At 64.4% G+C, this 23,212-nt stretch carries 26 protein-coding genes and 1 riboswitch; of the genes, 14 read left to right on the plus strand and 12 right to left on the minus strand.

The features are described 5' to 3' along the window. The first annotated feature begins 52 nt into the window (after positions 1–52). The 4 genes from SLT36_RS13595 to SLT36_RS13610 all read left to right on the plus strand — a co-directional run bounded on the left by SLT36_RS13595 (position 53) and on the right by SLT36_RS13610 (position 3,462). Complete coding sequence (locus tag SLT36_RS13595; protein WP_154383897.1) at positions 53–475, plus strand: MerR family transcriptional regulator; 423 nt, start codon at positions 53–55, stop codon at positions 473–475. Positions 476–601: 126 nt separating this feature from the next. Continuing rightward, positions 602–2,032 (plus strand): magnesium transporter, encoded by a 1,431-nt coding sequence (gene mgtE, locus SLT36_RS13600; protein ID WP_115731607.1) that lies wholly within the window; start codon positions 602–604, stop codon positions 2,030–2,032. Positions 2,033–2,192: 160 nt separating this feature from the next. Beyond that, complete coding sequence (locus SLT36_RS13605; protein ID WP_055969316.1) at positions 2,193–2,579, plus strand: MerR family transcriptional regulator; 387 nt, start codon at positions 2,193–2,195, stop codon at positions 2,577–2,579. 88 nt (positions 2,580–2,667) lie between these two features. After that, on the plus strand, positions 2,668–3,462 hold the full coding sequence (locus SLT36_RS13610) for a CPBP family intramembrane glutamic endopeptidase (RefSeq protein ID WP_432288109.1): 795 nt from the start codon (positions 2,668–2,670) through the stop codon (positions 3,460–3,462). On the opposite strand, the gene SLT36_RS13615 is transcribed toward SLT36_RS13610, so the two are convergent. After that, positions 3,459–3,935, minus strand: a complete 477-nt coding sequence (locus tag SLT36_RS13615) for a methyltransferase family protein (RefSeq protein ID WP_432288110.1) — start codon at positions 3,933–3,935, stop codon at positions 3,459–3,461. The genes SLT36_RS13610 and SLT36_RS13615 overlap by 4 nt on opposite strands. Then, a complete protein-coding gene (locus tag SLT36_RS13620) occupies positions 3,932–4,930 on the minus strand; it encodes a DUF1624 domain-containing protein (protein WP_432288112.1) in 999 nt (332 codons plus the stop codon). The genes SLT36_RS13615 and SLT36_RS13620 overlap by 4 nt, the downstream gene beginning before the upstream one ends. 121 nt (positions 4,931–5,051) lie before the next feature. On the opposite strand from SLT36_RS13620, the gene SLT36_RS13625 reads away from it, so the two are divergent. The 5 genes from SLT36_RS13625 to cobO all read left to right on the plus strand — a co-directional run bounded on the left by SLT36_RS13625 (position 5,052) and on the right by cobO (position 8,129). After that, on the plus strand, positions 5,052–5,741 hold the full coding sequence (locus SLT36_RS13625; RefSeq protein ID WP_310317566.1) for a gamma-glutamylcyclotransferase: 690 nt from the start codon (positions 5,052–5,054) through the stop codon (positions 5,739–5,741). A 67-nt stretch (positions 5,742–5,808) separates the two neighbouring features. Next, positions 5,809–6,005: riboswitch (cobalamin riboswitch) on the plus strand. A 35-nt stretch (positions 6,006–6,040) separates the two neighbouring features. Further along, entirely contained in the window at positions 6,041–6,217 is a 177-nt protein-coding gene (locus SLT36_RS13630; protein ID WP_067960811.1) for a CbtB domain-containing protein, read from the plus strand. A gap of 16 nt (positions 6,218–6,233) precedes the next feature. Further along, positions 6,234–7,010, plus strand: coding sequence for a CbtA family protein (locus SLT36_RS13635; protein WP_432288114.1), 777 nt, complete (start codon positions 6,234–6,236; stop codon positions 7,008–7,010). Then, complete coding sequence (cobU, locus tag SLT36_RS13640) at positions 7,003–7,512, plus strand: bifunctional adenosylcobinamide kinase/adenosylcobinamide-phosphate guanylyltransferase (protein WP_432288116.1); 510 nt, start codon at positions 7,003–7,005, stop codon at positions 7,510–7,512. Before SLT36_RS13635 ends, cobU begins: the two co-directional genes overlap by 8 nt. Further along, entirely contained in the window at positions 7,512–8,129 is a 618-nt protein-coding gene (gene cobO / locus SLT36_RS13645) for a cob(I)yrinic acid a,c-diamide adenosyltransferase (protein WP_432288324.1), read from the plus strand. Before cobU ends, cobO begins: the two co-directional genes overlap by 1 nt. 10 nt (positions 8,130–8,139) lie before the next feature. Here cobO and cbiB read toward each other — a convergent pair whose 3' ends face one another. After that, on the minus strand, positions 8,140–9,105 hold the full coding sequence (gene cbiB / locus SLT36_RS13650) for an adenosylcobinamide-phosphate synthase CbiB (protein WP_432288118.1): 966 nt from the start codon (positions 9,103–9,105) through the stop codon (positions 8,140–8,142). Between cbiB and cobD the strand changes: the two genes are divergently transcribed. Both cobD and SLT36_RS13660 read left to right on the plus strand, forming a co-directional pair. Beyond that, positions 9,104–10,162, plus strand: a complete 1,059-nt coding sequence (cobD, locus tag SLT36_RS13655; RefSeq protein ID WP_432288119.1) for a threonine-phosphate decarboxylase CobD — start codon at positions 9,104–9,106, stop codon at positions 10,160–10,162. The two genes, cbiB and cobD, sit on opposite strands and share 2 nt — an antisense overlap. Continuing rightward, the gene (locus tag SLT36_RS13660; RefSeq protein WP_432288121.1) at positions 10,159–10,662 is read left to right on the plus strand and encodes a tyrosine phosphatase family protein; all 504 of its coding nucleotides are present in this window, start codon (positions 10,159–10,161) and stop codon (positions 10,660–10,662) included. Before cobD ends, SLT36_RS13660 begins: the two co-directional genes overlap by 4 nt. On the opposite strand, the gene SLT36_RS13665 is transcribed toward SLT36_RS13660, so the two are convergent. The 6 genes from SLT36_RS13665 to SLT36_RS13690 form a co-directional block, all read right to left on the minus strand. Beyond that, a complete protein-coding gene (locus SLT36_RS13665; protein ID WP_432288122.1) occupies positions 10,659–11,462 on the minus strand; it encodes a creatininase family protein in 804 nt (267 codons plus the stop codon). The genes SLT36_RS13660 and SLT36_RS13665 overlap by 4 nt on opposite strands. A gap of 69 nt (positions 11,463–11,531) precedes the next feature. Then, a complete protein-coding gene (locus SLT36_RS13670) occupies positions 11,532–13,976 on the minus strand; it encodes a GcvT family protein (RefSeq protein WP_432288124.1) in 2,445 nt (814 codons plus the stop codon). After that, positions 13,973–15,154, minus strand: a complete 1,182-nt coding sequence (locus tag SLT36_RS13675) for a pyridoxal phosphate-dependent aminotransferase (protein ID WP_432288126.1) — start codon at positions 15,152–15,154, stop codon at positions 13,973–13,975. The genes SLT36_RS13670 and SLT36_RS13675 overlap by 4 nt, the downstream gene beginning before the upstream one ends. A 1-nt stretch (position 15,155) precedes the next feature. After that, the gene (locus tag SLT36_RS13680; RefSeq protein WP_432288326.1) at positions 15,156–15,845 is read right to left on the minus strand and encodes an HAD-IA family hydrolase; all 690 of its coding nucleotides are present in this window, start codon (positions 15,843–15,845) and stop codon (positions 15,156–15,158) included. Continuing rightward, positions 15,842–18,295: a GcvT family protein gene (locus tag SLT36_RS13685; protein WP_432288128.1), complete on the minus strand. Its 2,454-nt coding sequence runs from the start codon at positions 18,293–18,295 to the stop codon at positions 15,842–15,844. Before SLT36_RS13685 ends, SLT36_RS13680 begins: the two co-directional genes overlap by 4 nt. 21 nt (positions 18,296–18,316) lie before the next feature. After that, positions 18,317–18,907, minus strand: a complete 591-nt coding sequence (locus tag SLT36_RS13690) for a helix-turn-helix domain-containing protein (protein ID WP_432288130.1) — start codon at positions 18,905–18,907, stop codon at positions 18,317–18,319. A gap of 182 nt (positions 18,908–19,089) precedes the next feature. Here SLT36_RS13690 and SLT36_RS13695 point away from each other — a divergent pair, with 182 nt between their 5' ends. Then, on the plus strand, positions 19,090–19,800 hold the full coding sequence (locus SLT36_RS13695; RefSeq protein ID WP_432288131.1) for a nitroreductase: 711 nt from the start codon (positions 19,090–19,092) through the stop codon (positions 19,798–19,800). A 40-nt stretch (positions 19,801–19,840) separates the two neighbouring features. Here the strand turns inward: SLT36_RS13695 and SLT36_RS13700 are convergent, their stop codons facing one another. The 3 genes from SLT36_RS13700 to SLT36_RS13710 all read right to left on the minus strand — a co-directional run bounded on the left by SLT36_RS13700 (position 19,841) and on the right by SLT36_RS13710 (position 22,227). Then, on the minus strand, positions 19,841–20,560 hold the full coding sequence (locus SLT36_RS13700; protein ID WP_432288133.1) for a glyoxalase superfamily protein: 720 nt from the start codon (positions 20,558–20,560) through the stop codon (positions 19,841–19,843). 173 nt (positions 20,561–20,733) lie between these two features. Beyond that, entirely contained in the window at positions 20,734–21,240 is a 507-nt protein-coding gene (locus tag SLT36_RS13705; RefSeq protein WP_432288135.1) for an SRPBCC family protein, read from the minus strand. Between the two features lie 45 nt (positions 21,241–21,285). Then, positions 21,286–22,227, minus strand: a complete 942-nt coding sequence (locus SLT36_RS13710; RefSeq protein WP_432288136.1) for a LysR family transcriptional regulator — start codon at positions 22,225–22,227, stop codon at positions 21,286–21,288. Between the two features lie 82 nt (positions 22,228–22,309). Between SLT36_RS13710 and SLT36_RS13715 the strand changes: the two genes are divergently transcribed. Together SLT36_RS13715 and SLT36_RS13720 are read left to right on the plus strand one after the other, a co-directional pair. Further along, positions 22,310–22,783: a DMT family transporter gene (locus SLT36_RS13715; protein WP_432288138.1), complete on the plus strand. Its 474-nt coding sequence runs from the start codon at positions 22,310–22,312 to the stop codon at positions 22,781–22,783. Positions 22,784–22,805: 22 nt separating this feature from the next. Next, positions 22,806–23,201, plus strand: a complete 396-nt coding sequence (locus tag SLT36_RS13720; RefSeq protein WP_432288140.1) for a VOC family protein — start codon at positions 22,806–22,808, stop codon at positions 23,199–23,201. Positions 23,202–23,212 lie beyond the last annotated feature (11 nt).

Raw genomic sequence — 23,212 nt, forward strand, 5'->3', positions numbered from 1 at the left:
TATGAAGCGATGCTAGAATCTCTAGCCACTAGAGGATCAAGAGGATTTTTCGATGAATCTGCCGATTGGCGAATTGGCGCGGCGAACCGGTGTCAAAGTGCCGACGATCCGCTTCTACGAACAGATTGGGCTGATCGCCGCGCCGCCGCGCACCGAGGGCAACCAGCGCCGCTATGGCAAGACCGAGATCGACCGGCTGAATTTCATCCGCCACGCCCGCGAACTCGGCTTCGAAGTCGATCACATCCGCGAACTGCTTGCCATGTCACAGGAGCCGCAGGCCTCCTGTCATCAGGCCGACAGCATCGCCCAGTCGCATCTGCTTGAGGTCGACCGTCGCATCGAGAAGCTCAAGCGGCTGCGCGGCGAGCTCGCCCGCATGATCGACGAGTGCGGCCATGGCCGTATCTGCGACTGCCGCATCATCGAGGTTCTGGCCGATCACGGCCACTGCGCCGCCGATCATGTGGCCTGATTGAGACAGGCGCGCGCCGCCTGTTCGAAGTGCTGCGTCCGGGCCGTATTTCATTTGATATTCCGGCCCTTTGCGGGCTAGGGATAACCCACCTCGAATCCCGAAATCCGCAAGCGGGAAGCGCCGATGGAAGCCCGACACGACCATAGCCACGGCGCCGACGCCGCTGACGCTGTCCGCGCCGAAATCTATGGCGATGACGGGGTGATTCTCGCGCCGTTCCTGGCCCATATCGGGGCGGCGATCGCCGACCGCGATACGCTGACGCTGAAGCGCGACGTCTCCGTCCTGCACCAGTCCGAACTTGGCGACCTGCTGGAGGCGCTGCTGCCGGAGCAGCGGCTGGCGCTTGTCGAGCTGATGGGCTCGGACTTCGACTTCTCGGCGCTGACCGAGGTCGACGAGGCGATCCGCCTCGACATCGTCGACAACCTGCCCAACGAGCAGATCGCCCAGGCCGTCCAGGAACTCGATTCCGACGACGCGGTCTACATTCTCGAGGATCTCGACACCGAGGACCAGGACGAGATCCTGGCGCAGCTGCCGTTCACCGAACGCATCCGGCTGCGCCGTTCGCTCGACTATCCCGAGGAATCGGCCGGCCGGCGCATGCAGACCGAGTTCGTCGCCGTGCCGCCTTTCTGGAGCATAGGCCAGACGATCGACTATCTGCGCGACGACAAGGACCTGCCTGACCGCTTCAGCCAGGTCTTCGTCATCGACCCGACCTTCAAGCTGCTCGGCGCTGTCGACCTCGACCAGATCCTGCGCACCAAGCGCGCAGTCAAGATCGAAGAGGTGATGCACGAAACGCGCCATGCCATTCCTGCAACGATGGACCAGGAAGAGGCGGCGCGCGAATTCGAGCAATACGATCTGCTTTCCGCTGCCGTCGTCGATGAGAACGAGCGTCTTGTCGGCGTGCTGACCATCGACGATGTCGTCGACGTCATCCAGCAGGAGGCCGAGGAAGATCTGCTGCGCATGGGCGGTGTCGGCGACGAAGAGCTGTCCGACACGGTGGCGGCGACGTCGCGTTCGCGCGTGCCCTGGCTGCTGGTCAATCTCGGCACCGCGTTCATCTCGGCATCCGTCATCAGCCAGTTCGGCGCGACGATCGAGGAAATGGTGGCACTGGCGGCACTGATGCCGATCGTCGCCTCGCTCGGCGGCAATGCCGGCACGCAGACGATGACGGTGACGGTGCGCGCACTCGCGACCCGCGACCTCGACATCTACAATGCCGGCCGCGTCATTCGCCGCGAGGTGATGGTCGGTCTGCTCAACGGCGCGGTCATCGCGACCATCCTCGGGCTCGTTGCCGGCCTGTGGTTCCACAACCCGGACCTCGGCTTTGTCATTGCAGCGGCGATGATCCTCAACATGCTGGCGGCGGCACTCGGCGGAATCCTCATTCCGTTGCTGCTCGACAAATTCGGCGCCGATCCGGCGATCTCGTCATCGATCTTCACGACGATGATCACTGACGTCATCGGCTTCCTGGCCTTCCTCAGTCTCGCCACCTGGTGGCTGCATCTCGGAGCCGCTCCGGGATAGTTGTGCTCGATTGACTTTTACGTAAATCGCGTGCCAGACTCCGCAAGGGATCGGTGACGGTTCCTCGGCTTGCGCGGATCAGTCGCGCGGCATGATCGCCTCGGCTAGTGCCCGGCATGAATTTGAGGCGGGGCGATAGCGTCCGCCGGGTGGAGAGACGATGCGGGAATATTACTCGATTACCGAACTGACCCGGGAATTCGACATTTCGACGCGCACGCTGCGCTTCTACGAGGACGAGGGGCTGGTCCAGCCCGTCCGCCGTGGCCGCACCCGCCTGTTCAGACCATCCGACCGGCATCTCATTCGCCAGATCATGCGCGGCAAAAGGCTCGGCTTCTCGATCAACGAGATCCGCGAGATCATCCAGATGTATCGCGAGCCGCCCGGCGAAGTCGGTCAACTCAAGCTGATGATCAAGCGCATCGAGGAGAAGCGCGAGGACCTGCGCCAGAAGCGCCGCGACCTCGAGGAGACGCTGGCCGAGCTCGACCAGGCCGAGGAATCCTGCGTCGAGCGGCTGGTCGAACTCGGCGTCAACACCTGACGCCCGATCCGGTCACGCTCTGCGGGCGGCAGCCCGGACTCGCCTACGGCATTGTGGTATGGTCAACTACCCCTCGGGAGTAGCCCCAATGTCCATGCTCGTCAGGATGGTTCGCGACTGGCCGGTCGTGAGCTTCGTGCTGCTGGCATTCGCGATCACCTGGATAGGCTTCATTCCGTTCTATCGGGCAGGCGGCGAAGACATTGCCTGGTTCACCTTCGGCCCGTTTGTCGCTGCCATCGTCATTTCGGCTGTCCTGGGCGGCTGGCCAAGGGTACGTGCCCTGCTTGCCTCGGTTGTTAAGTGGCGTGTGCCTCCGGTGTGGTACCTGGTGGCGATCGGCATGCCACTGGCGGTGCAACTGTTTGCGATCTGGCTCAATCCGATGTTCGGCTCGGCCCCGCCAAACTGGGCGAATGTGCCGGCCGTCACGGAAATCGCTGTCATGGTCGCGTTGCTCATGGTTTTCAGCGGTCCGCTTGGCGAGGAGCCGGGATGGCGTGGCTTTGCGCTACCCTTGCTTCTCGGCAAGCGTGGCGCGCTGACTGCCAGTCTGGTGCTCGGGCTGATCTGGACGGCCTGGCACCTGCCTCTGGTGCTGCTGAACGACTACAGCATTTCCAGTGCGCTCAATGTCATGGCCGCAGCGGTGGTGTTCACGTGGCTGTACCAGAACTCGGCCGGAAGCGTGCTGCCGGCAATCCTGATGCACACATCTCACCAGAACAGCGTCCGGTTTCTCGGCCGCGTGTTTGAAGGCGGCGATGCGGTCCAGCATCAATGGATCGGCTTGATCTTGTGGTTGGTATTCGCGCTGGCGATCATCGCGATCTATGGGACGATCAGTTTTCGCCGAAGGCAAGCGACCGCCGTCACCGGTTAGATCCAGCGCCGGACCTTCTTCGCGTAATCGATGTATCTCTTGCCGAAACGGGCCTGCAGGTGCTTTTCCTCCGGTACGATGGCGAGCTTTTGCGTGGCAAAGGCGGCAATGAGCGCCAGCGCCAGGAACCAGACATTGGCGGTGATCAGCCCGATTGCGATCATCAGCAGCGTGTTTGCGAAATAGATCGGGTTGCGGGTGAAGGAGAAGGCGCCCGACGTGACCAGATGCTCTGACGGCCTGTCGGGGCGGATGGTGGTCTTGGCCCGCTTCATCGTCTGCATGGCCGAATAATAGATCGCAACGACGCCGGCGACCGCCAGCCAGCCGGCGGCAAAAAGCAGGTCCGACAGCGGTTCGGTGATCCACGGCAAGGGATAGAGCAGTCCGAGCACCGCCGCCACCACGATTGCTGCGAGGTAGAGGATCGGCGGCCATGGCACCTTGCTGGGGGCGGCGTTGGGATTGGTCACTGCGCTCCTCCTGGTATCGTCTGATTTTCGGTGCTTGTCGTGCACATGGCGGCGGTCTGCCCGACATGGGCCTTCAACTCCGGGCTCTGGTCGGAGGCATAGAGCCGATCGAACGAATCATCCTTCTGCAACTCGTCGAGCATGCAGACACAGTAGCGCGAGCAGAAATCGGTGTCGCGGCTCTGCTCGCAGGATACCTGGCAGGATTTCAGGAAAGTGACCTCGCGGGTTTCGACCGGGGCCGGGAAGAGCTGGGCGAAGAGCCAGACCAGCGAGATCATCACCGGCTGGTGAATGAGGTAGAAGGCAAGGCTGTGGCGACCGAAGAAGGAGAGGGGGCGCGACCAGGCGCCGGGCTGAAGCCGCGCCATCTTTTCGATCAGGCCTGCCCTGAGCGCCAGTCCGGCGACGCCGATGCCAGCCAGCACCGCGCCGAAGAAGGGGAACAGCGGGACGAAATCGTTGGAGCGCGGGTTGGCGGTGGAAAGGCCGATCCAGACCAGGGCGGGGTGATTGAACGCCTCCGAGCGCAGATACTGGGGTGCTACGATCACCAGAGCGGCGGCGATCAGCGTCAGCACCGGCGGGACGCGCAGGAAGGCGAGGCCAAGCACGCTGGCGAGCGCGATATGATGCAGGATGCCGAAGAAGATGAAGGTGTCGGGCGTGGCGAACCAGGTGGCGACGGTGATCAGCAGTGCCGCCGCCGCCACCATGGCGAGCCGCCTGAAATAGCCGGGCCAGCGGATGCCCTTGGCATGTGCCAGCACCAGGCTGACACCGACGAGGAACAGGAAGCTCGAGGCGATGCAGCGCGCGAACAGCTTCCAGTTGCCATAGGCGGTCATGCCCGGATCGGCATAGCCGAAGAATTCGAGGTCCCAGGCGAAGTGGTAGATCGCCATGGCGATCAGGGCTACGCCGCGGGCGATGTCGATGACCGATACGCGCCGAGAAGGTGCTTTGATCTGGTCTGGGTCCAGTTGCATCGTCATGTTGTTCGCTTCTGCGTTTTCGGGTGTTGCAGCGCCCATGCAGCACTATCATGGTTGAAGCGGGGCGGAAGAGAGCAGAACTGTCTGTCGTGCACAGGGTTAAGCAATTGATGGGGCGGGCATGAGCGGACGAAAGATGGCGCTGACCGAAGAGCTGGTGGCGCGTTGCCATCGCGAGGTCGCCGACACGGGCCCCGACCCCGATGCGATGCATCTCGACGACGCCGACTATGAGGTGATGATCGACGAGACGCTTGCCGCGCGCCCTGGCAATGGTCCGTTGTGGCTGTTTGCCTATGGATCGCTGATCTGGAAACCCGAGGTGGAGCACACCGACGAAAGGGTGGCGCTGGCACGCGGCTGGCACCGTTCGTTCTGCATCAACATGACCCGCTGGCGCGCCACAAAGGCTGAGCCTGGACTGATGATGGGCATGGATCGTGGCGGCCAGTGCAAGGGCGTGGCGCTCAGGCTGACGGACGGCGACCGCCGCGAGCAGCTGGACAAGCTGTTTCGCCGCGAGATGACGCTGAAACCCTCCACCTACAAGCCGCGCTGGCTGAATCTCGCCACCGATGAAGGTCCGTTGACCGCGCTCGCCTTCGTCATCAACCGCAAAGGCCACGCCTATGCCGGCGCGCTGGGCGAGGACGCGGTGGCGGAGCGACTGGCGACGACATGCGGCCATTGGGGTTCGGCTGCGGACTACCTCTATAATGTGGTCAGCAACCTCGAGCAGCGGGCGATCCACGACCGGCATCTGTGGCGGCTCCAGCATCTGGTGGCCGAGCGAATCGTGGCCCGCGGATGATCGCCGGAACGCCGCTTTCGAGCGCGGCGGCGTCGGAATTTGGTTTGCCGCCCAAGCCATTTGTTTCTATAGTTGCGGCGTCGTCGGTTCCGTAACGGAATCAAGAGGGAATGCGGTAAGGGCCATTTGAAGGTCCGAAGCCGTGGCTGCCCCCGCAACTGTATGCGGTTAGCTCTCCCCAAATGCCACTGAAGCTTGCTTCGGGAAGGCGGGGAAGGGTGCCGATCCGCAAGCCAGGAGACCTGCCGGCGACAGGCACTTATCTCTGTGCCCTCGGGTGGAGGGCGAAAGGACTTACGATGAACACTGTTTCTGCTCTCGGCACCGACGTCTCTTCGCAGTCGCGTAGCATGCAGCTGGCGCTTGCCGCGCTGCTCGGCCTTTTCGTTGTTGGCTTCCTCGGGTTCTCGCATATGGACGTGGTGCACAACGCTGCCCACGACTATCGCCACTCGATGGCTTTCCCCTGCCACTAACCAAGGCGATCCAACAATGTCCATCTTCAGAAACGTCGTGTTCATCGCGGCGATCAGCGGGCTATTGGCCGGCGTGGTCCTTGCTGCACTCCAGACCTATGCAACCGTCCCGCTGATCCTCAAGGCGGAGACCTATGAGAACGCCGGCGGCGGCCATGAGCACGCCGCGGCACCAGTTGCCGGCACTGAGGCGAACGCCCCTGCGGCCGGCGCCGAAACCACGGCGGCACAGACTGCGGCGCCAGCCGAGGAAGAAGCATGGGCTCCGGCCGACGGCGCTGAACGTTTTGCCTATTCGGCGCTCGCCAATATTGTCAGCGGCATCGCTTTCGGCCTGATCCTGGTCGCCGTTTCCGAGTTTGCCGGTGGCATCGCCAACTGGCGCCAGGGCGTGTTCTGGGGCTTTGCCGGCTTTGCCGTGTTTACCCTGGCTCCCGGTCTTGGCCTGCCGCCAGAGCTGCCGGCGATGCCGGCCGCCGATCTTGGCGCACGCCAGATCTGGTGGACGCTGACCGTCGTCGCCACCGCAGCGGGTCTCGCGCTGATCGCCTTCAAGCAGTCGCTGCCGCTGGCGATACTCGGCGTCGCGCTGATCGTTGCGCCGCACATCGTCGGTGCACCGCAACCGGAAAGCCACGAGTCGCCGATTCCGGCAGACCTGCACCACAGCTTCGTCGTCGCCGTCACAATCACCAATCTGGTGTTCTGGGTCGTTCTGGGTGCGGTGGCGGGCTATGTGCGCAACCGCTTCATGAGCGAACCGGCGCCGTCGCTGAACGGCCGCCTTGCCTGAGAAGCTGACCTTCCTGCTCGGCGGCGCGCGCTCCGGCAAGAGCGCGCATGCCGAGCGGCTCATCACCCATTTTTCTGCGCCGTGGACCTATGTTGCCACGGCGCAGGCTTATGACGACGAGATGCGTGAGCGCATTTCGATCCATCTGGGACGCCGCGGCGAGGGCTGGCGGACGCTCGACGCGCCGCTGGATCTGGTCGGCGCGCTCGCCAGCCTGCCCGATGGCGCGCCTGTTCTGGTCGATTGCCTGACGCTTTGGCTTAGCAATCATCTGCTGGCCGATCATGACGTCGAGGCCGAATGTGCGGCGCTCGTCGAGGCACTGTCGCGACCGCGCGGGCCGTGGTTCGTGGTCTCCAACGAGGTCGGGCTCGGCATCGTGCCCGACAATGCACTGGCCCGCCGTTTTCGTGACGATGCCGGCAGGCTCAATCAGAAGGTAGCGGCCGTGGCCGAAGAGGTGCTGTTTCTTGTCGCCGGCCTGCCGATGAAGGTGAAATGATGAAGACGATCGACGAGCAGGAAGCCGAACGCCACCGCGCCAAGATGGCCAAGCGCAAGGCGGTTCAGGATGCCGAGGTCGCCGGCAAGACCATCGTCGAGAAGGGGCTGCTGATCGTCAACACGGGTCCCGGCAAAGGCAAGTCGACCGCGGCATTCGGTCTGGCGCTGCGCATGCTGGGTTATGGCCAGCGGGTTGGCGTCGTGCAGTTCATCAAGGGCGCCTGGCATTCGGGCGAGCAGGACGCATTCGCCGCCTTCGGCGACCGCGCCGTCTGGCACACGATGGGCGAGGGCTTTACCTGGGAGACGCAGGACATCAAGCGCGACATCGCCGCCGCCGAAGCAGCCTGGGCAAAGGCGCAGGAACTGCTGGCCGACCCGACAATTTCGCTTGTCGTGCTCGACGAGCTCAATATCGCGCTGCGCTATGACTATCTCGATCTGGTGGCGGTGGTCGCGACGCTGAAGAACCGTCGCGAGGGCCTGCATGTCGTGGTCACCGGCCGCAACGCCAAGCCGGCGCTGGTCGAGGCTGCCGACCTTGTCACCGAGATGGGCGCGACCAAGCATCACTTCTCGGCCGGCGTGAAGGCTCAGAAGGGAATCGAGTTCTAGCGCCGCTGTGTCAGAGCCAGATGGCGAAGCCGATCAGGCCGATGGCGCCGACCAGGATGGCGTCGGCGGTCCAGTAGAGGCGTAGTGCTGCGCGGATATCGCGCGCATTGGCGTCCCGGCGGCCGCCCGCGCCCATGAAGGCGTCCTCGACCAAAACGCCGCCATAGGCGCGAGGGCCGGCAAGGGCGAGGCCGAGCGCGCCGGCCATGGCGGCCTCGGGCCAGCCGGCATTGGGTGAACGATGTTTTTGGGCGTCGCGCCAGACGGCCTCCCAGGCGGCCTTCGGGTCGGCGCCGGGCACGAGGAAGGCGGCGAGCACGATGGCAAGCGCTGTCAGGCGTGAGGCCGGCAGGTTGATGAGGTCGTCGAAACGGGCGGCGGCCCAGCCGAAGGCTTCATGGCGGCTGGTGCGGTGGCCGATCATCGAATCGGCGGTGTTGGCGGCCTTGTAGGCGGCACCGCCGGCAAAGCCGCCAATGGCGAGCCAGAAGGCAGGTGCGGTAATGCCGTCCGAGAAATTTTCGGCCAGGCTCTCGATCGCCGCGCGGCAGACGCCTGCTTCGTCAAGCCGCTCGGGATCGCGGCCGACGATCTGCGACACGGCCTTGCGGCCGGCAATGATACCGCCGCTGTCGAGTGCGTCGGCAACCGCCTTTACGTGGCTGCCGAGGCTGCGCTGGGCGACGAGGCTGGAGGCGGCGATGGCGGTGAGCAGCATGCCTAGAGGTAACAGGCCGAAGAGGCGTTCGAGCGCGAAAGCGATCGTGGCGGGCACGACGACAATGACCAAGAGGGCGACCACACCCCAGATGCGGCGCAGGGCGTCGGTATCGGTGGCTCGGTTGAGGCTGGTGTCGAGAAAGGATATCAGCTTGCCGATCCAGATCACCGGATGGCCGATCTTGCGGACAAGCCGGTCCGGGTAGCCGAGACCGAGTTCAACCAGAAGCGACAGGAAGGCGAGCGGAAAAGACATGACGCTTCTTGCAGGACGTAGGACAGGGACCGTGGACCACGGCGGCAGCCTGGAACGGGCGAGGGCGCTGTTTCCGGGAGCGCCCGAACCATTCGTCGACCTGTCGACCGGGATCAATCCAAACTCCTATCCGCTTTTCGAGCTGCCTGCCACAGCCTTGTCACGCCTGCCCGAGCCGGGCCGGGCGCGCGACCTCGCAGCCGTTGCCGCCACTGCTTACGGTGCGCCGTCGGCCGCCCATGTGGTGCCGGCGCCGGGCACGCAGATCCTTTTGCCGCGCATCGCCTCGCTGGTACGGCCCGGCCGTGCCTTCGTGCTCGGGCCGACCTACCAGGAACACGCCCGCGCCGCTGCGATCGCCGGTCACCAGGTGGCCGAAACTCGTGATTTCGGGCAGCTTTTCGACGCCGACCTCGCCGTCGTGGTCAATCCGAACAACCCCGACGGCCGTGTCGTGCAGCGCAAGGAGCTGCTTGAACTGGCCGCTGGCCTGCACGCCCGCGGTGGACTTCTGGTCGTCGACGAGGCGTTCATGGATGTCGGCCCGCAGGCGCAGAGCCTTGCCGGCGACGTCGAGCAGGGTGGCCTCGTGGTGCTGCGCTCCTTCGGCAAGTTCTACGGGCTGGCCGGCATCCGTCTCGGCTTCGCGCTGGCCCACCCGGATATTGCCGGTCGACTGGAGGAAGAGCTCGGGCCCTGGTCGGTGGCCGTGCCGTCGCTCGAATACGGCATCAAGGCGCTGTCGGATGCTGACTGGCAGCGTGAGATGCGGACGACGCTGGCGCATGCCGCGCATCGTCTCGACCAGGCCTTTGCCGGCGCTGGCGTGATCGTCACCGGCGGCACGTCGCTGTTCCGCCATGTCGACATTGCCGACGCCGCCGGGCTGTTCAAGGCGCTGGGGCGCGAGGGTGTCCTGGTGCGCTGTTTCGCCGATCGACCGACCCAGTTGCGCTGCGGCCTGCCGAGTCATGAGGTCGAGTGGCGGCGGCTTGACGTGGCGCTGGGTGACTGGGCGCAGGACCGGGAAACGGCTAGGAAGGAGGCGGCGCGGTGATCTTTGTCTGCCCGCTTTCGAAGGTCGACGAGACAGTAGCGCGCATCGGCGCGGAGCGGCTTGTCTCGCTGCTGTCGGCAGGAACGGAAATGACGCGGCCAGTGTCGATCCGCCCCGAGCACCACCTTTTGATGAACATGCACGACATAGCGGCCGAGCAGGACGGCATGACGCTGCCCGGCGAGGCGCATGTGCGGCAGCTGCTCGACTTCGCCCGTGCCTGGGACCGCTCGCGGCCGCTGGCGATCAATTGCTGGGCTGGTGTGAGCCGGTCGACGGCATCCGCCTACATCATCGCTGCGGCATTCGATCCGTCACGCGACGAGACGGAGCTTGCCCTGCTGTTGCGGAGACTTTCACCAACGGCGACGCCCAATCCACGGCTGATTGCGGTGGCAGACCAGATTTTGGGACGCAACGGGCGGATGGTGACGGCGATCACCGCCATCGGACGCGGCACCGACTGTTTCGAGGGCGTGCCATTCGGGCTCAAGGTCTAGGCAATCCAGTCGGCCAATCGGGCCTTGCGGATGTCCTGCAGCAGGCGGACGAAGCCCTTGGCCTGATGGGCGGCCGTCAGCCGGCCTTTCTCGGCAGTCGCAGCAAGCGCATTGCCGACCACGCCATGCGGGTTGAGATCGCTCGCGATCCACGAGAAGCCATGTGGGCCATGTGAGCGCAGCAGGTCAAATTCGGCCTCGGTGCGCTCGAAGCTGGAGGCAAAGTCCTGGGCCCTGGTCATCTCGACCAGTTCCGGGCGGAAATGCAGCATCAGCGAGGTCTCGACATCGCCGCCATGAATGCCCAGCTGGATCTCGCGAGGAAGGTAGAGGCCGTCGGGCGTGCCGAAGCGGCCCCAGCTCGAGCGCACCGACAGGGCGTCGAAGCGCACCCGCAGTTCGCGCGAGACGATGCCCATCACCTCCTCATTGCCGCCATGCGAGGTGACGAACACGAACTTGCGGATGCCCGCGCGGGCGATCGCGGCGCCGAGCTCGGTCCAGGCGTCGACCAGCATGTTGGCCGGCAGGCTGAGCGTGCCGGGTGCCTGCATGTGCTCGTCGGATTTGCCGATTGCCTGGATCGGCAGGAAGCGGGCGTCGAGATCGTCAGGCAGATGGGCAAAGGTCTCGGCCAGCATGCCTTCCATGATCGAAAGGTCGGTCGAGACGGGCAGATGCGGGCCGTGTTGCTCGATGGCCGCGACAGGGATGACGGCGATCGTCATTTCCGGATCGAGACCGGCGAAATCGGCCGCCTTGAAGTCGCCCCACCAGACGCGTCGCTGCTTTTTCGTCACTGCCCGGCCTCGCCGCATGAATTCGCCTCCGTCTGAATATGTCAGCGCGGGCGATTTTGTAAGGGGCGGCTACATGCGCACGCGTTCGGCCTTGGGATCGTACATCGGCTTCAGCGAGGCTTCGGCGGCAAAACGTTCGCCGGCGATCTCGATCTCGTAGCGCGAACTGAGCACGTCTGCCTCGGTCTCGTTGGCTGAGGGGACATAACCGAGCCCGATGGCGCCGCCAAGATAGTGGCCATAATTGCCCGAGGTGATCGTGCCGACGATCTTGCCGTCACGGACGATGGCCTCGTTGTGGAACAGCAGCGGCTCGGGATCGGTCAGCCGGAATTGCACCAACCGGCGGGCAGGACCCGTCTCGCGCTTGCGCAGCACCGCGTCGCGGCCGATGAAGTCGCCCTTGCCGGTCTTGACCGCAAAGCCGAGTCCGGCCTCCAGAACATGGTCCTCGTCGGTGATGTCATGGCCGAAATGCCGAAAAGCCTTCTCGATGCGGCAGGAATCGAGCGCATGGAGGCCGCACAGCTTTAGCCCAAGATCGGCGCCGGCTTCCTCGATGACCTCGAATACATGCGCCGCCTGGTCGGTCGGAATGTAGAGCTCCCAACCGAGTTCGCCGACATAGGTGACGCGATGGGCGCGGCCGAGGCCCATGCCGATCTCGATCTCCTGCCAGGTTCCGAACGGATTTTTGTCGTTGGAGAAATCGTTGGGGCTGACTTTTTCGATCAGCTCCCGCGAATTCGGTCCCATCAGGCAGAGCACCGATCCTGCCGGAGTTACGTCGGTGATGACGACGAATTCGTCGCGAAGATGCCTCCGCAGCCAGGCGAGGTCGCGGCGAAGCGTGGCGCCGGGCACGACGGCCAGGAAGACCGTCGGTGAAAGCCGTGTGACCGTCAGGTCGCTTTCGATGCCGCCGCGCTGGTTGAGCATCTGGGTGTAGACGATCCGGCCGGGCTCGACATCCATGTCGTTGGCGCAGAGGCGCTGCAGATAGGCCAGCGCGTCACGGCCCTCGATCTTGATTTTACCGAAGGAAGTCATGTCGAACAGGCCGACGCCGTTGCGGACTGCCAGGTGTTCGTCACGCTGGTTGTCGAACCAGTTCTGCCGCTTCCAGGAATATCTGTATTCGCGCTCCTGGCCTTCGCGCGCAAACCAGTTGGCGCGCTCCCAGCCGGCGACTTCGCCGAACACCGCTCCGCGCGCCTTCAGGTGCTCATGCAGGGGCGAGCGCCTGATGTTCCGCGATGTCGCCATCTGGCGATAGGGAAAATGGTCGGCATAGAGCAGGCCCAGCGTCTCCGAGACGCGCTCCTTGAGATAACGCCGGTTCTTCTGGAACGGCTGGGCACGACGGATGTCGACTTCCCAGAGATCGAACGGCGCTTCGCCGTCGTGAATCCACTGCGCCAGTGCCATGCCGGCGCCGCCTGATGAGACGATGCCGATGGAATTGTAGCCGGCGGCGACCCAGTAGCCGCCGAGCTCCGGTGCCTCGCCGAGATAATAGCGGTCGTCGGGGGTGAAACTCTCGGGGCCATTGAAGAAGGTGTGGATGCCGGCGGTTTCCAGCATCGGCATGCGGTTGACGCCCATTTCCAGGATCGGGGCGAAATGGTCCATGTCCTCGGGCAACTGGTCGAAGCAGAAATCCTCGCGGATGCCGTCCATGCCCCAGGGTTTTGCAACCGGCTCGAAGGCGCCGAGCATCATCTTGCCGGCATCCTCCTTGTAGTAGGCGCATTCGTCGGGAACGCGCAGCACCGGCAGCCGGCCGAGGCCGGGGATGGCTTCGGTGACGAGGTAAAAATGCTCGCAGGCATGCAGCGGAATGGAGACGCCGTTCTGGGCGCCGAGCTCGCGCGCCCACATGCCGGCGCAGTTGACGACGATGTCGGCCTCGATGGTGCCCTGTGCACCGCCTTGCGTCCACGACACGCCGGAGACGCGGCCATCTCTGGTGTGGACCTTCGACACTTTAACGTTTTCGACGATCTTCGCGCCGCGCTGGCGTGCGCCTTTGGCCAGAGCCATTGCGATGTTGGCCGGATCGCATTGGCCGTCGAGCGGCAGGTGGACAGCGCCGACCACGTCGGCGACATTGAGATGCGGGTACATCTGCTTGACTTCGTCAGGAGAAATCTCACGCACATCGACATTGAAGGCACGGGCGAGCGACGCCTGGCGGTAGATCTCGTGCTTGCGCTCTTCGGTCAGTGCCACGGTGATCGAGCCGACCTGGCGCATGCCGGTGGCGACGCCGGTCTCCTCTTCGAGCTTGACGTAGAGATCGGCCGAATATTTGGCCAGCCGCGTCATGTTCTGCGAGGCGCGCAGCTGTCCGATCAACCCCGCCGCGTGCCATGTCGTGCCTGACGTGAGCTGCTTGCGCTCCAGAAGCACGATGTCGGTCCAGCCGAGCTTCGCCAGATGATAGGCGACGGAGCAGCCGGACACACCGCCGCCAATGATGACGGCGCGGGCACGGGTGGGGATTTCGGTCATGCGGCAGACCTCTCGTAGCTGTTGGCGAAGCGCCTCAGGCGGCCGGCGGCCTCCCTCAGAACGTCGTCGGGCTGGCACAGACTGATGCGGATGTGACCTGCGGCGGCGTCGCCGAAGCTCTTGCCAGGCATGACGGCGACCTTCTCGGCCTCGAGCAGATCCCAGGCGAATTTCTCGCAGTCGGGTTCGATGGCGCTGACGTCGAGCATGACATACATGCCGCCTTCGGAGCCGCGCACGGTGACGTTGTTCAGTCCACGCATCTGGTCGACGAACAGGCTGCGGCGGCCGGCATAGGTGGTCGCGATCCATTCAACGCCGAAATCGTTTTCCAGCGCTTCGATCGCCGCGCGGCTGACGAAGTCGGTCAGGCCGTAGGTGGTGACGAGGTTGAGGTTGATGACCAGCGAGACGAGGTCGGCTGGGGCGGTGAGCCAGCCGATGCGCCAGCCGGTCATGCCGTGGCTTTTGGACATCGAGTTGATGATGAGCGTGCGCTCGGCCAGGCCGGGAAGGGCCCGGGGCGACACATGCTCGCCGCCGCCGAGCGTCCAGTAGACTTCGTCCGAGAGCAGCCAGAGGTCGCGCCGGATGCAAAGCTCGGCGATTTCCTCCAGGCATTTCCTGCTATAGACCGCGCCGGTCGGATTGTTCGGCGTGTTGATGAGGATCGAGCGCGTGTTGGGTTTCAGCGCCTTCTCGATGTCCGCCGCACGCGGCTGGAAGCCATCTGATGCGTGGGCCTCGACGACGGTGTAACCGGCACCGGCGGCGCGGAAGGTGCCGGGGTAGGTGGCGTAATAGGGTGCCACGACCACGGCGTGGTCACCCGGATCATGCGTTGCCTGGACCGCGGCGTAAAGTGCGGCCTGGCCGCCCGGCGTGGCAATGATTTCGGAGAGCGCCGTGTCGACGCCGGTGCAGCGGGTGGAGATCCTGGCCATGGCAGCACGCAGGCGCGGCAGGCCGGGCAGTTGTGTGTAGTGGTGGTAGCCCGCGCGCACTGCGTCGACACAGGCCTCGACCGTCTCCGACGGCGTATCGAAATCGTGGTCGCCGACCGACAGCATGATGATGTCTTCGCCGGCCTGCTTGCGTGTCATGGCGGCGAAATGCACTTCCCAGCCATCCTTGCCTGATGGGACGATGTCGGAGATGCGGGCGGATGGTTTCGGCATCTCAGGCTCCTGCATCCTGCAAGGCCGCCAGACGGGCGAGTGTCAGCCTGCTCGCGCCGTCGAGCCGGGGCGTCAGCGCGCCATAGCCAGTAACCGAAGGATGCGGGGTGCCGCTGGCATGGTTGTGGGTGGCGGTGACGACCAGCACCTGCGCGCCAGCGGCTTCCGCAGCGCGAATGCCTGCCGGCGCATCCTCGAACACCAGGCAATCTTCCGGCCTGTAGCCGAGCCGCTCAGCACCGAGCAGGAAGCAGTCGGGCGCAGGCTTGCCGTTGGCGACATCCTCGCCGGTGACCATGATCGGCGGGACAGGCAGGCCCGCGGCCTCCAGCCGGCGCAGTGCCAGCCGGCGCGGTGCCGACGTCACGATCGCCCAGCGCTCGACAGGCAGTGCATTGAGGAAGTTCGCTGCACCATGGATCGATTCGATGCCGTCGACGTCGTCGAACTCGGCCTGGGTCAGCGCCTCGACTTCCGCCATGACGTCGACGCCGGGCAGGTTCAGCCTGCGGATGGTCTCATAGGCCCGAACGCCATGGATGGTCGGCAGGAAGCTCTCGACGTCGAGGCCGTACTTGATTGCCCATGCGCTCCAGACGCGTTCAGTCGAGGCGATCGAGCTCAGGATGGTGCCGTCCATGTCGAACATGAAGGCGCCGAAGGCGCGACCGGAATGGGGAAGGGACATTATGAGCGTAGCCTTTCGTTTTCGGGATCCCACAAGGGCTTGTCCTCTTGGACCGTGGCGCTGAAGCGCTCCCCGAAAATCTCGACTTCGATGGTAACGCCCGGCACGGCCAGATCGGTTCGCAGCATGCCCAGCGCGATCGATTTGTCTACCCTGTGGCCCCATCCTCCTGACGTGGTCTCACCGACAATTGCGCCATTGTGCCAGAGCGTCGACATGTAGGGCGCGTCGCATTCGCCCGGCGTGTCGATGACAAGCGTGACGAAACGCTTCTTTGTGCCCTGTTGCTTCTCGTTGAGCAGCGCCGTCTTGCCGCGAAAGTCGGCCTTGTCCCATTTGACGAAACGCTCGAGCCCGCCCTGCAGGATGGTGTAGTCGGTCGAAAGATCGCCTTTCCAGGCGCGGTAACCCTTTTCCAGCCGCAGCGCGTCGAGCGCGAACATGCCGAAGGGATTTAGCCCGTGCTTCTGGCCGGCGGCCCAGAGAGCGTCGAACACGGTCGCCGTGTCGGCGACCTTCGTGTGGATCTCCCAGCCGAGCTCACCGGCAAATGAAACGCGCACCAGCTTGGCCCAGCGCCCGGCGATGGTCATCTCCTGATGCGTCAGCCAAGGGGCCGCGAGGTCCGCCTCGCAGACCTCGGCCAGGATTTTCCTGGAGTTGGGGCCAGCGAGGATCTGGGTCGAATACTCCTCGGTGCGGTCTATCAGCTTGAAAGTGGCGCCGGCAGGCATGTGCGCTTTCAGCCACTCGAAATCGTGCCACTGGGCAACCGCTGCGGTTATCAGCGTCATCAGGTCGTCGGAATGGCGGACAACCGACATCTCGGTGACGATGCGGCCGTGATCGTCGGCGAAATAGCACAGCCCGATGCGGCCGACCTTGGGCACGGTGCCGGTGACCTGCGTCTCGAGCCACGCGGCGGCACCCGGCCCGTCGAGATTGAAGCGGCTGAATCCGGGCAGGTCGAGGATGCCGGCGGCATCGCGGACAGCGAGGCATTCCTCGCGGATGCGTTTCTCCCAGGGGCCGGAACGGGCGAAGGTCTGGGTCGATTCTTCCGAGGTGTCGTCGCCGGGTTGGGCATACCAAGTGGCGCGCTCCCAGCCATTATAGGCGTTGAACTGCGCGCCGAGGGCGGCGATCCGGTCGTGGATCGGCGAGAGCTTGCGGTTACGCGCCGCGGGCCAGGCGTGGCGGGGGAAATGGATGGCGTATTCGTGGCCGTAGATCTCCATCCCCTTGGCAACCGCATAGTCGGTCGCTGAGGCAAACGACGTGAAACGGCGTGGGTCGCAGGACCACATGTCCCATTCGGTCTCGCCCTTGGTAACCCACTCGGCCAACACCTTGCCGGCGCCACCGGCCTGGGCGATGCCGAAGGTGAAGACGCAGGCTTCGAAGGCATTTGGCACGCCGGGCATCGGGCCGATCAGCGGGTTGCCGTCGGGGGCGTAGGGGATCGGGCCGTTGATGATCTTGGACAGGCCGGCGGTGCCGAGGATCGGCACACGGCGGACGGCGTCATCGAGATACCATTCCAGCCGCTCTAGATCGTCGGGGTAGAGCTGGAAGGAAAAATCCGCGGGCATCTGGTCGTCAGGCGTTGCCCAATGGGCGCGGCAGTTGCGCTCATAGGGGCCGAGATTCATGCCGTTCTTCTCCTGGCGGAGATAGTAGGAGGTGTCGACGTCGCGCAGAAGCGGCAGCTTTTGGCCTGCTTCTCGCGACCATGCAGCCAGCTCGGGGATTTCGTCGAACAGGATGTACTGGTGGCTCATCACCATCATCGGCACGTCGCGGCCGAACATTTTTCCCACTTCGGCGGCGCGATAACCGGCCGCATTCACCACCTTTTCGCAGCGGATATCGCCCTTTTCGGTCGAAACGACCCATTCGTCCTTGTCGCGGCGGACCGAAATGACAGGGCAGAAGCGGATGATCTTTGCGCCCATGTCGCGCGCCCCCTTGGCCAGCGCCTGGGTCAACTGTGCCGGGTCGATGTCGCCGTCACTGGGATCGTAGAGCGCGCCCTTGAGATCATGCGTCTCGATGAAAGGGTAGCGGCGCCTGATTTCGTCTGAGCCAATGACGTCGATATCCATGCCCTGGTAGCGGCCCATGCCCTTGGCGCGCTGGAACTCCTGCATGCGCTCCTTGCTGTGGGCGAGGCGGAGCGAGCCGGTGACGTGGTAGTTCATCGGGTAGTCGACCTCGGTCGCCAGCCTGCGATAAAGCTCGGTCGAATAGCGCTGCATGTTCATCAGCGACCAGGACGACGAGAAGGTGGGCACGTTGCCGGCGGCATGCCAGGTCGAGCCGGAGGTCAGCTCGTTCTTTTCGAGCAAGACGCAGTCGGTCCAGCCTGATTTGGCGAGGTGATAGAGCGACGAGACTCCGACCGCGCCTCCGCCGATGATCACCACGCGGGCCGTGCTCGGCAACTCAGCCATCTTTTCCTCCCAAAAAAGCAATCAGTAAACCGGTGGCGATACGACCCATATGACCACTGCCGGAACCGAACCGGGGTTGCGCCACCGGAATGGCTTGTGGTCGAAGCGGAAGCTGTCGCCTTCGCCCAGGCTGTGCCAGGTGCCGTCGATCTCGATGTCGAAGCCGCCCGAGACGACATAGCCGGCCTCTTCGGTGGGGCGCGTCACAGGCTTTGCCATGCCGGCGCCGGGCGCGAAAATCGAGCGCAGCATTTCGAAGCTACCGCCGAGGTCGGGTGACAGGAGCTCTTCGACCAGCCCGGATTCGTTGCTGCCCAGCGAGCGCCGCCGTCCGGAGCGGACAACGACGCCGCGCTCGATGTCATTGGTGGCTTCATGGCCGAAGAACAGGCTGATCGGCACGCCGAACAGTTCGGCAAAGGCGCGAAGGTCGCCGATCGAGGGCGTCGACAATCCGCGTTCGACCTGGCTCACCCAGCCGACCGAGCGGCCTAGCTTGAGCGCGATCTCGGCGAGCGTCAGCCCGCGCGACTTGCGCAGCGCGCGCAGGTCATTAGCCAGCACATCGCCGGCGACGTTGCCTTCCTTGCGCAGCGACAGGGTGGAACTCAAAATGCGGTCCTCGTGAAATTTCAAGGCAGAATTTCATGAAATGGCATTGCGGTGAAAAATTCAAGCCCATTTTCATAGTCCAGCAAGTTTCTCTTGCGAGACTCCGGGAGAGAGTGCAAAGGCTCGGTTTCGGACGGGCGGTGAGGGGCGATCCGACAATAGCCATGCCATAGGGACAGCTGATGCTGGCACCGGACCAAAAACCGCAGCACTACGACGAAACCGATATCGTTGATGAGGCCATCGTGTCGCGTCGGTCGGTGCGTGCATTCCTGCCGACGCCGGTCGACGACAGCGTCATCAGGGACATCCTCGACGTTGCCGCACGTGCGCCTTCCGGCACCAACATGCAGCCGTGGAAGGTCTATGTGACCTCGGGCGAGACGTTGCGCGGCATCAGCGAGGCCATCCTGAATTCCGGCGTGCGTGCCGAAAAGGCCGTCTGGGACGAATACAAATATTACCCGGACCAGTTCTTCGAGCCCTATCTCGGCCGCCGCCGCGCCAACGGCTTCGGGCTCTACAGCACGCTCGGCATCGGCCGCCGCGACGTCGACCGCATGCGCGCCCAGCATGACCGCAATTTCGTCTTCTTCGACGCGCCGGTCGGCATGATCTTCACCATCGACCGCAGGCTCAACCAGGGCTCGTGGATCGACTACGGCATGTTCCTGCAGAACATCATGATCGCGGCGCGGGCGCGGGGGCTGCACACCTGCCCGCAGGCAGCGTTTGCGCCCTATCACCGCCAGATCCGGCCGGTGCTCGGCATTCCCGAGGAAGAGGTCGTGGTCTGCGGCATGGCGCTGGGCCACGAAGACACGTCGAAGCCGGAAAGCACCTTCCGCACCGACCGCGCGCCCCTCGACGAGTGGGTGCAGTTCCTGAAATAGCCGGGAAATGCCGGCGCCGCGCAGCGCCGGCCAATACCCGTCAGGCGGACAGTCCACTCGACCTCAGGTCGAGATTGGTCGGCCGTGGGAGATGTTTCGGGCTCCGTGGCGTCGGGCTCACCTTTGCGTCGACGGCCTCGACCTGGAACAACTGCGCCGAAATGCGACCATATCCCTGCAGCAACAAGCCGTAGTGGATGCTCGAGGCTTCGGCCGGAACGTCGAGCACGACGCTGCGCTCGAGCCAGCCGGTGGAGCCCCTCAGTGCGCCGTCGACTTCCCGCGTCATCATGTTGTCGAACTGGAGGACCTTGCCCTCCGATTTGTCGACGCGCATCCAGATGGATCCGGCGTCGGCGTCATCAGCCTTCAACGTTGCCGACAGCCTGATGCGACCACCGCGATAGTCGTCGGCCTGGATGCTCTGCATCAGCACGCCATAATGGTCTTCGCGCAGCACGATGCCGCCCTGGCGGTGGAAGCGGCATTCGATGATGGCCGTTCCGGGCTGAGTAGGGTCGAGGCCGATGCGGTAGTTGGTGCGCTCGGTGTTGCCGGTGATGAACCAGCCCTCGGGAAGCGGGAGCGCGTCGTCACCCGTGGCAGCGGCGATGCGGGCGGCAAGCGTGTTCCAGTCGGCAAGGCCGAACTGCCGGGATACGACTTCGAGGCAATCGGTGTGGGACAATTCGACATGACGTTCGGCCATGGCCTTGCGCAGCGCCTTGGCCATCAGTTTGGCGTCGAGAAAGGAATGCATAGTTCGATCCTTGGCCCGGGCGAACTTTTGGAAAGTGCCAGTGCTCGCATTCTGGCGGATCGCCCGTGCAAAAGGTCAAACCGCGTCAAACGTCGTGCATTCACCTTCCCGGAAGGGGCGAGCGGCAGGCTGCACGGGCCACCGACAACATGACGCGATTCCGGTCCGAACTGTCAATCTTGCGGATAAGGCGACCAGGCTCGACCGGCCTTTCGCTCGGCAAGATAGCGGCGCAGACCGGCTTCGCCGCGTGGCGTGGTCCAGCGATGGTTCCAGGCGAAGGCGGGGCGCAGCAGCGGCGACAACAGGCGCAGGATCGGGCGCTCGACGATGACCCGCCAGGTGAGCGCGACATGGGTGCCATGGCCGGAGGGTGCGAGCACGGCACGCCAGTGGCCGTCGAAATCGCCTGATGTCTTCACCGCCACGACCTTGCCGGGCTCGAGTTCCACCGCTTCGAGAATGAAGTTGAGCTCATAGGGCAGAAAACCCCGGGCGCGCGCGCGGACCTTGGCACCGACCGACGGCTTGTCATGGGAAGTCAGTTTTTCCACGTCCTTGTAGACGTCGCCCCACCACAGTGGCAGCAGCGTCGCGTCGGCAAGTACGTCCCACACCTGTTGCGGGGATGCCTCGGGGATTTCCCAGACCTCATCGAAACGGAACGCGTTGCTGGCCATGAGTGCAGATACCAATGTGCAACTGCCATTCAAGCGGCGACGATCTTAAAGCATCGGCTCTTTTTCGGCTATGGCAGGCGTTGCAGGCTGTTCGAACAGGCCCGCAATCGTCTCGCGCAGCCATTGATGCGCGGCGTCGCCGTCGCGGCGCCTGTGCCAGATCTGCTGGAAGGCGAAGGACGGTATCGCAAATGGTGGCTCGAAGGCGGCGAGGCCGCTTGCTGCCGGCACTGCCGGGTGCAGGCGGCGCGCGATGGTGAGCACCAGATCGGTTCCGGCGATCAGCCCGGGGGCGACGCCCCAATGCGGTAGCACCAATGCGATGCGCCGTTTGTGCCCGGCGGCGGACAATGCCACGTCGATCTCGCTTTCGACGTCGGCGCGCAACGCAACCAGCGCATGGGGCCGTTGGAGATAGGCGGCAATGTCCATTCCGGCCGCTTTGCCGAGCAACGTGGCGTCGGCCAGGCAGGCATAGTCCTCCTCGAACAGCCGCTGCCGCCGGACGGCTTTGTCGAGCGCATGGAAAACGCCGATCGCGATGTCGACCTCGCCGTCCATGACCTGTGCCGCCATGGCTTCGCGGCCGGCCTGGCTGACATGGAGATCGATGCCTGGCGCGCGCTGGCGCAAAAGCGGCAGCAGGCGCGGCAAAACGACGGTTGCGCCATAGTCGGACATTGCGAGGCGGAAGCTGCGGCGTGCCATGGCCGGATCGAAGCCGCTCGGGGCGAGCAGATCGTGCATGCGTTCCAGCGCTTCAGTGAGCCGCGGCGCAATCTCCAGCGCACGCATGGACGGCTGAAGCGCACCGCCATGCCGGACCAGCAGCGGATCGTCGAGCAGATGGCGGAGACGGCCAAGCGCGTGGCTGACTGCCGGCTGGCTCTTGTTCAGGCGGATGGCGGCTCGGGAGACGTGGCGCTCGGCCAGAAGCGCGTCGAGCACGACGAGGAGGTTGAGATCGATGCCGGCAAGATTATTCATGCTGTGCATATTGCGGCTACGAATTACGAATTTCCATCAGAATTTCGGATGCCCTAGGTCTTGGAAAACAAGGAGACATGTCATGCCGAACCTAGGTTCATCCCTGCTCGCCGCAGCGCTGGTCGCCGGCGCTGCCATCCCGTTTCAGGCCGGCGCCAACGCCATGCTCGGGCGGCTGCTCGGCCATCCGCTCTGGGCGACGATGGTCTCGCTGGCCGTCAGCGTGGCCCTGGCCGTGCCTGTCATGCTGGCGTTCAAGGTCCCAGTGCCCAGCTTTGCAACCGCCGCAGCCACCGGGCCCTGGTGGATCTGGATCGGCGGCGCCGCGGGCGTGGTCTATGTCACGGCGGCGCTGCTGCTGGCGCCGAAGATGGGGGCGGCGAGCTTCGTCGTCGCTGTCATAGGCGGGCAGATGGTGGCGTCGCTCGTCATTGACCATTTCGGGCTGATGGGGTTCGTACAGCGCCCTGCCAGTGTCGCCAGGGTTGCCGGCCTGGTGCTGATCGTCATTGGGCTCGTCGTCACCCAGTGGGCAAATGCGGCGAAGGCAGGCTAGGCTCGACCCAGGGAGAGAGATCATGAAAAAGAACGTCGTCCTGCGCGTGGCGCGGCCCACCAACGATCTCGAGGCCACCGTCCGCTTTTATCGCGACGGGCTCGGGCTCGACGAACTCGCCCGCTTCGAGAACCATGACGGTTTCGATGGCGTGATGCTCGGCAAGGCTGGCGAAGCGCATCATTTCGAGTTCACCCATGCCCATGGCCATGACTCCGGCAGGGCGCCGACGCAGGACAATCTCGTCGTGTTCTATTTGCCCGACAGCGACGACTGGCAGGCATCGATCGCGCGCATGAAGGCGCATGGCTATCAGCCGGTGCCGCCCTTCAATCCCTACTGGGACAAGCGAGGCGTGACCTTTGAGGACTGTGATGGTTACCGCGTCGTGCTGCAGAATGCGGGCTGGGCACCATGACCGATGCCTGA

It is taken from the genome of Aminobacter sp. BA135 (genome assembly GCF_050859125.1).
GTDB classification, from domain to species: domain Bacteria; phylum Pseudomonadota; class Alphaproteobacteria; order Rhizobiales; family Rhizobiaceae; genus Aminobacter; species Aminobacter ciceronei.

Bases quoted from the DNA above. Each gene is read 5' to 3' on its own strand.
- cbiB (WP_432288118.1), bottom strand. From the start codon at position 9,105: ATGTCTTTTCCGCTCGCCTTCCTGTCGCTTCTGGTTGAACTCGGTCTC.
- SLT36_RS13695 (WP_432288131.1), top strand. From the start codon at position 19,090: ATGCTGGCACCGGACCAAAAACCGCAGCACTACGACGAAACCGATATC.
- SLT36_RS13605 (WP_055969316.1), top strand. From the start codon at position 2,193: ATGCGGGAATATTACTCGATTACCGAACTGACCCGGGAATTCGACATT.
- SLT36_RS13670 (WP_432288124.1), bottom strand. From the start codon at position 13,976: ATGACCGAAATCCCCACCCGTGCCCGCGCCGTCATCATTGGCGGCGGT.
- SLT36_RS13715 (WP_432288138.1), top strand. From the start codon at position 22,310: ATGCCGAACCTAGGTTCATCCCTGCTCGCCGCAGCGCTGGTCGCCGGC.
- cobD (WP_432288119.1), top strand. From the start codon at position 9,104: ATGACGCTTCTTGCAGGACGTAGGACAGGGACCGTGGACCACGGCGGC.
- SLT36_RS13595 (WP_154383897.1), top strand. From the start codon at position 53: ATGAATCTGCCGATTGGCGAATTGGCGCGGCGAACCGGTGTCAAAGTG.
- SLT36_RS13700 (WP_432288133.1), bottom strand. From the start codon at position 20,560: ATGCATTCCTTTCTCGACGCCAAACTGATGGCCAAGGCGCTGCGCAAG.
- SLT36_RS13610 (WP_432288109.1), top strand. From the start codon at position 2,668: ATGTCCATGCTCGTCAGGATGGTTCGCGACTGGCCGGTCGTGAGCTTC.
- SLT36_RS13705 (WP_432288135.1), bottom strand. From the start codon at position 21,240: ATGGCCAGCAACGCGTTCCGTTTCGATGAGGTCTGGGAAATCCCCGAG.
- SLT36_RS13710 (WP_432288136.1), bottom strand. From the start codon at position 22,227: ATGAATAATCTTGCCGGCATCGATCTCAACCTCCTCGTCGTGCTCGAC.
- SLT36_RS13635 (WP_432288114.1), top strand. From the start codon at position 6,234: ATGTCCATCTTCAGAAACGTCGTGTTCATCGCGGCGATCAGCGGGCTA.
- mgtE (WP_115731607.1), top strand. From the start codon at position 602: ATGGAAGCCCGACACGACCATAGCCACGGCGCCGACGCCGCTGACGCT.
- cobO (WP_432288324.1), top strand. From the start codon at position 7,512: ATGAAGACGATCGACGAGCAGGAAGCCGAACGCCACCGCGCCAAGATG.
- SLT36_RS13685 (WP_432288128.1), bottom strand. From the start codon at position 18,295: ATGGCTGAGTTGCCGAGCACGGCCCGCGTGGTGATCATCGGCGGAGGC.
- SLT36_RS13625 (WP_310317566.1), top strand. From the start codon at position 5,052: ATGAGCGGACGAAAGATGGCGCTGACCGAAGAGCTGGTGGCGCGTTGC.
- SLT36_RS13630 (WP_067960811.1), top strand. From the start codon at position 6,041: ATGAACACTGTTTCTGCTCTCGGCACCGACGTCTCTTCGCAGTCGCGT.
- SLT36_RS13720 (WP_432288140.1), top strand. From the start codon at position 22,806: ATGAAAAAGAACGTCGTCCTGCGCGTGGCGCGGCCCACCAACGATCTC.
- SLT36_RS13675 (WP_432288126.1), bottom strand. From the start codon at position 15,154: ATGCCGAAACCATCCGCCCGCATCTCCGACATCGTCCCATCAGGCAAG.
- SLT36_RS13620 (WP_432288112.1), bottom strand. From the start codon at position 4,930: ATGACGATGCAACTGGACCCAGACCAGATCAAAGCACCTTCTCGGCGC.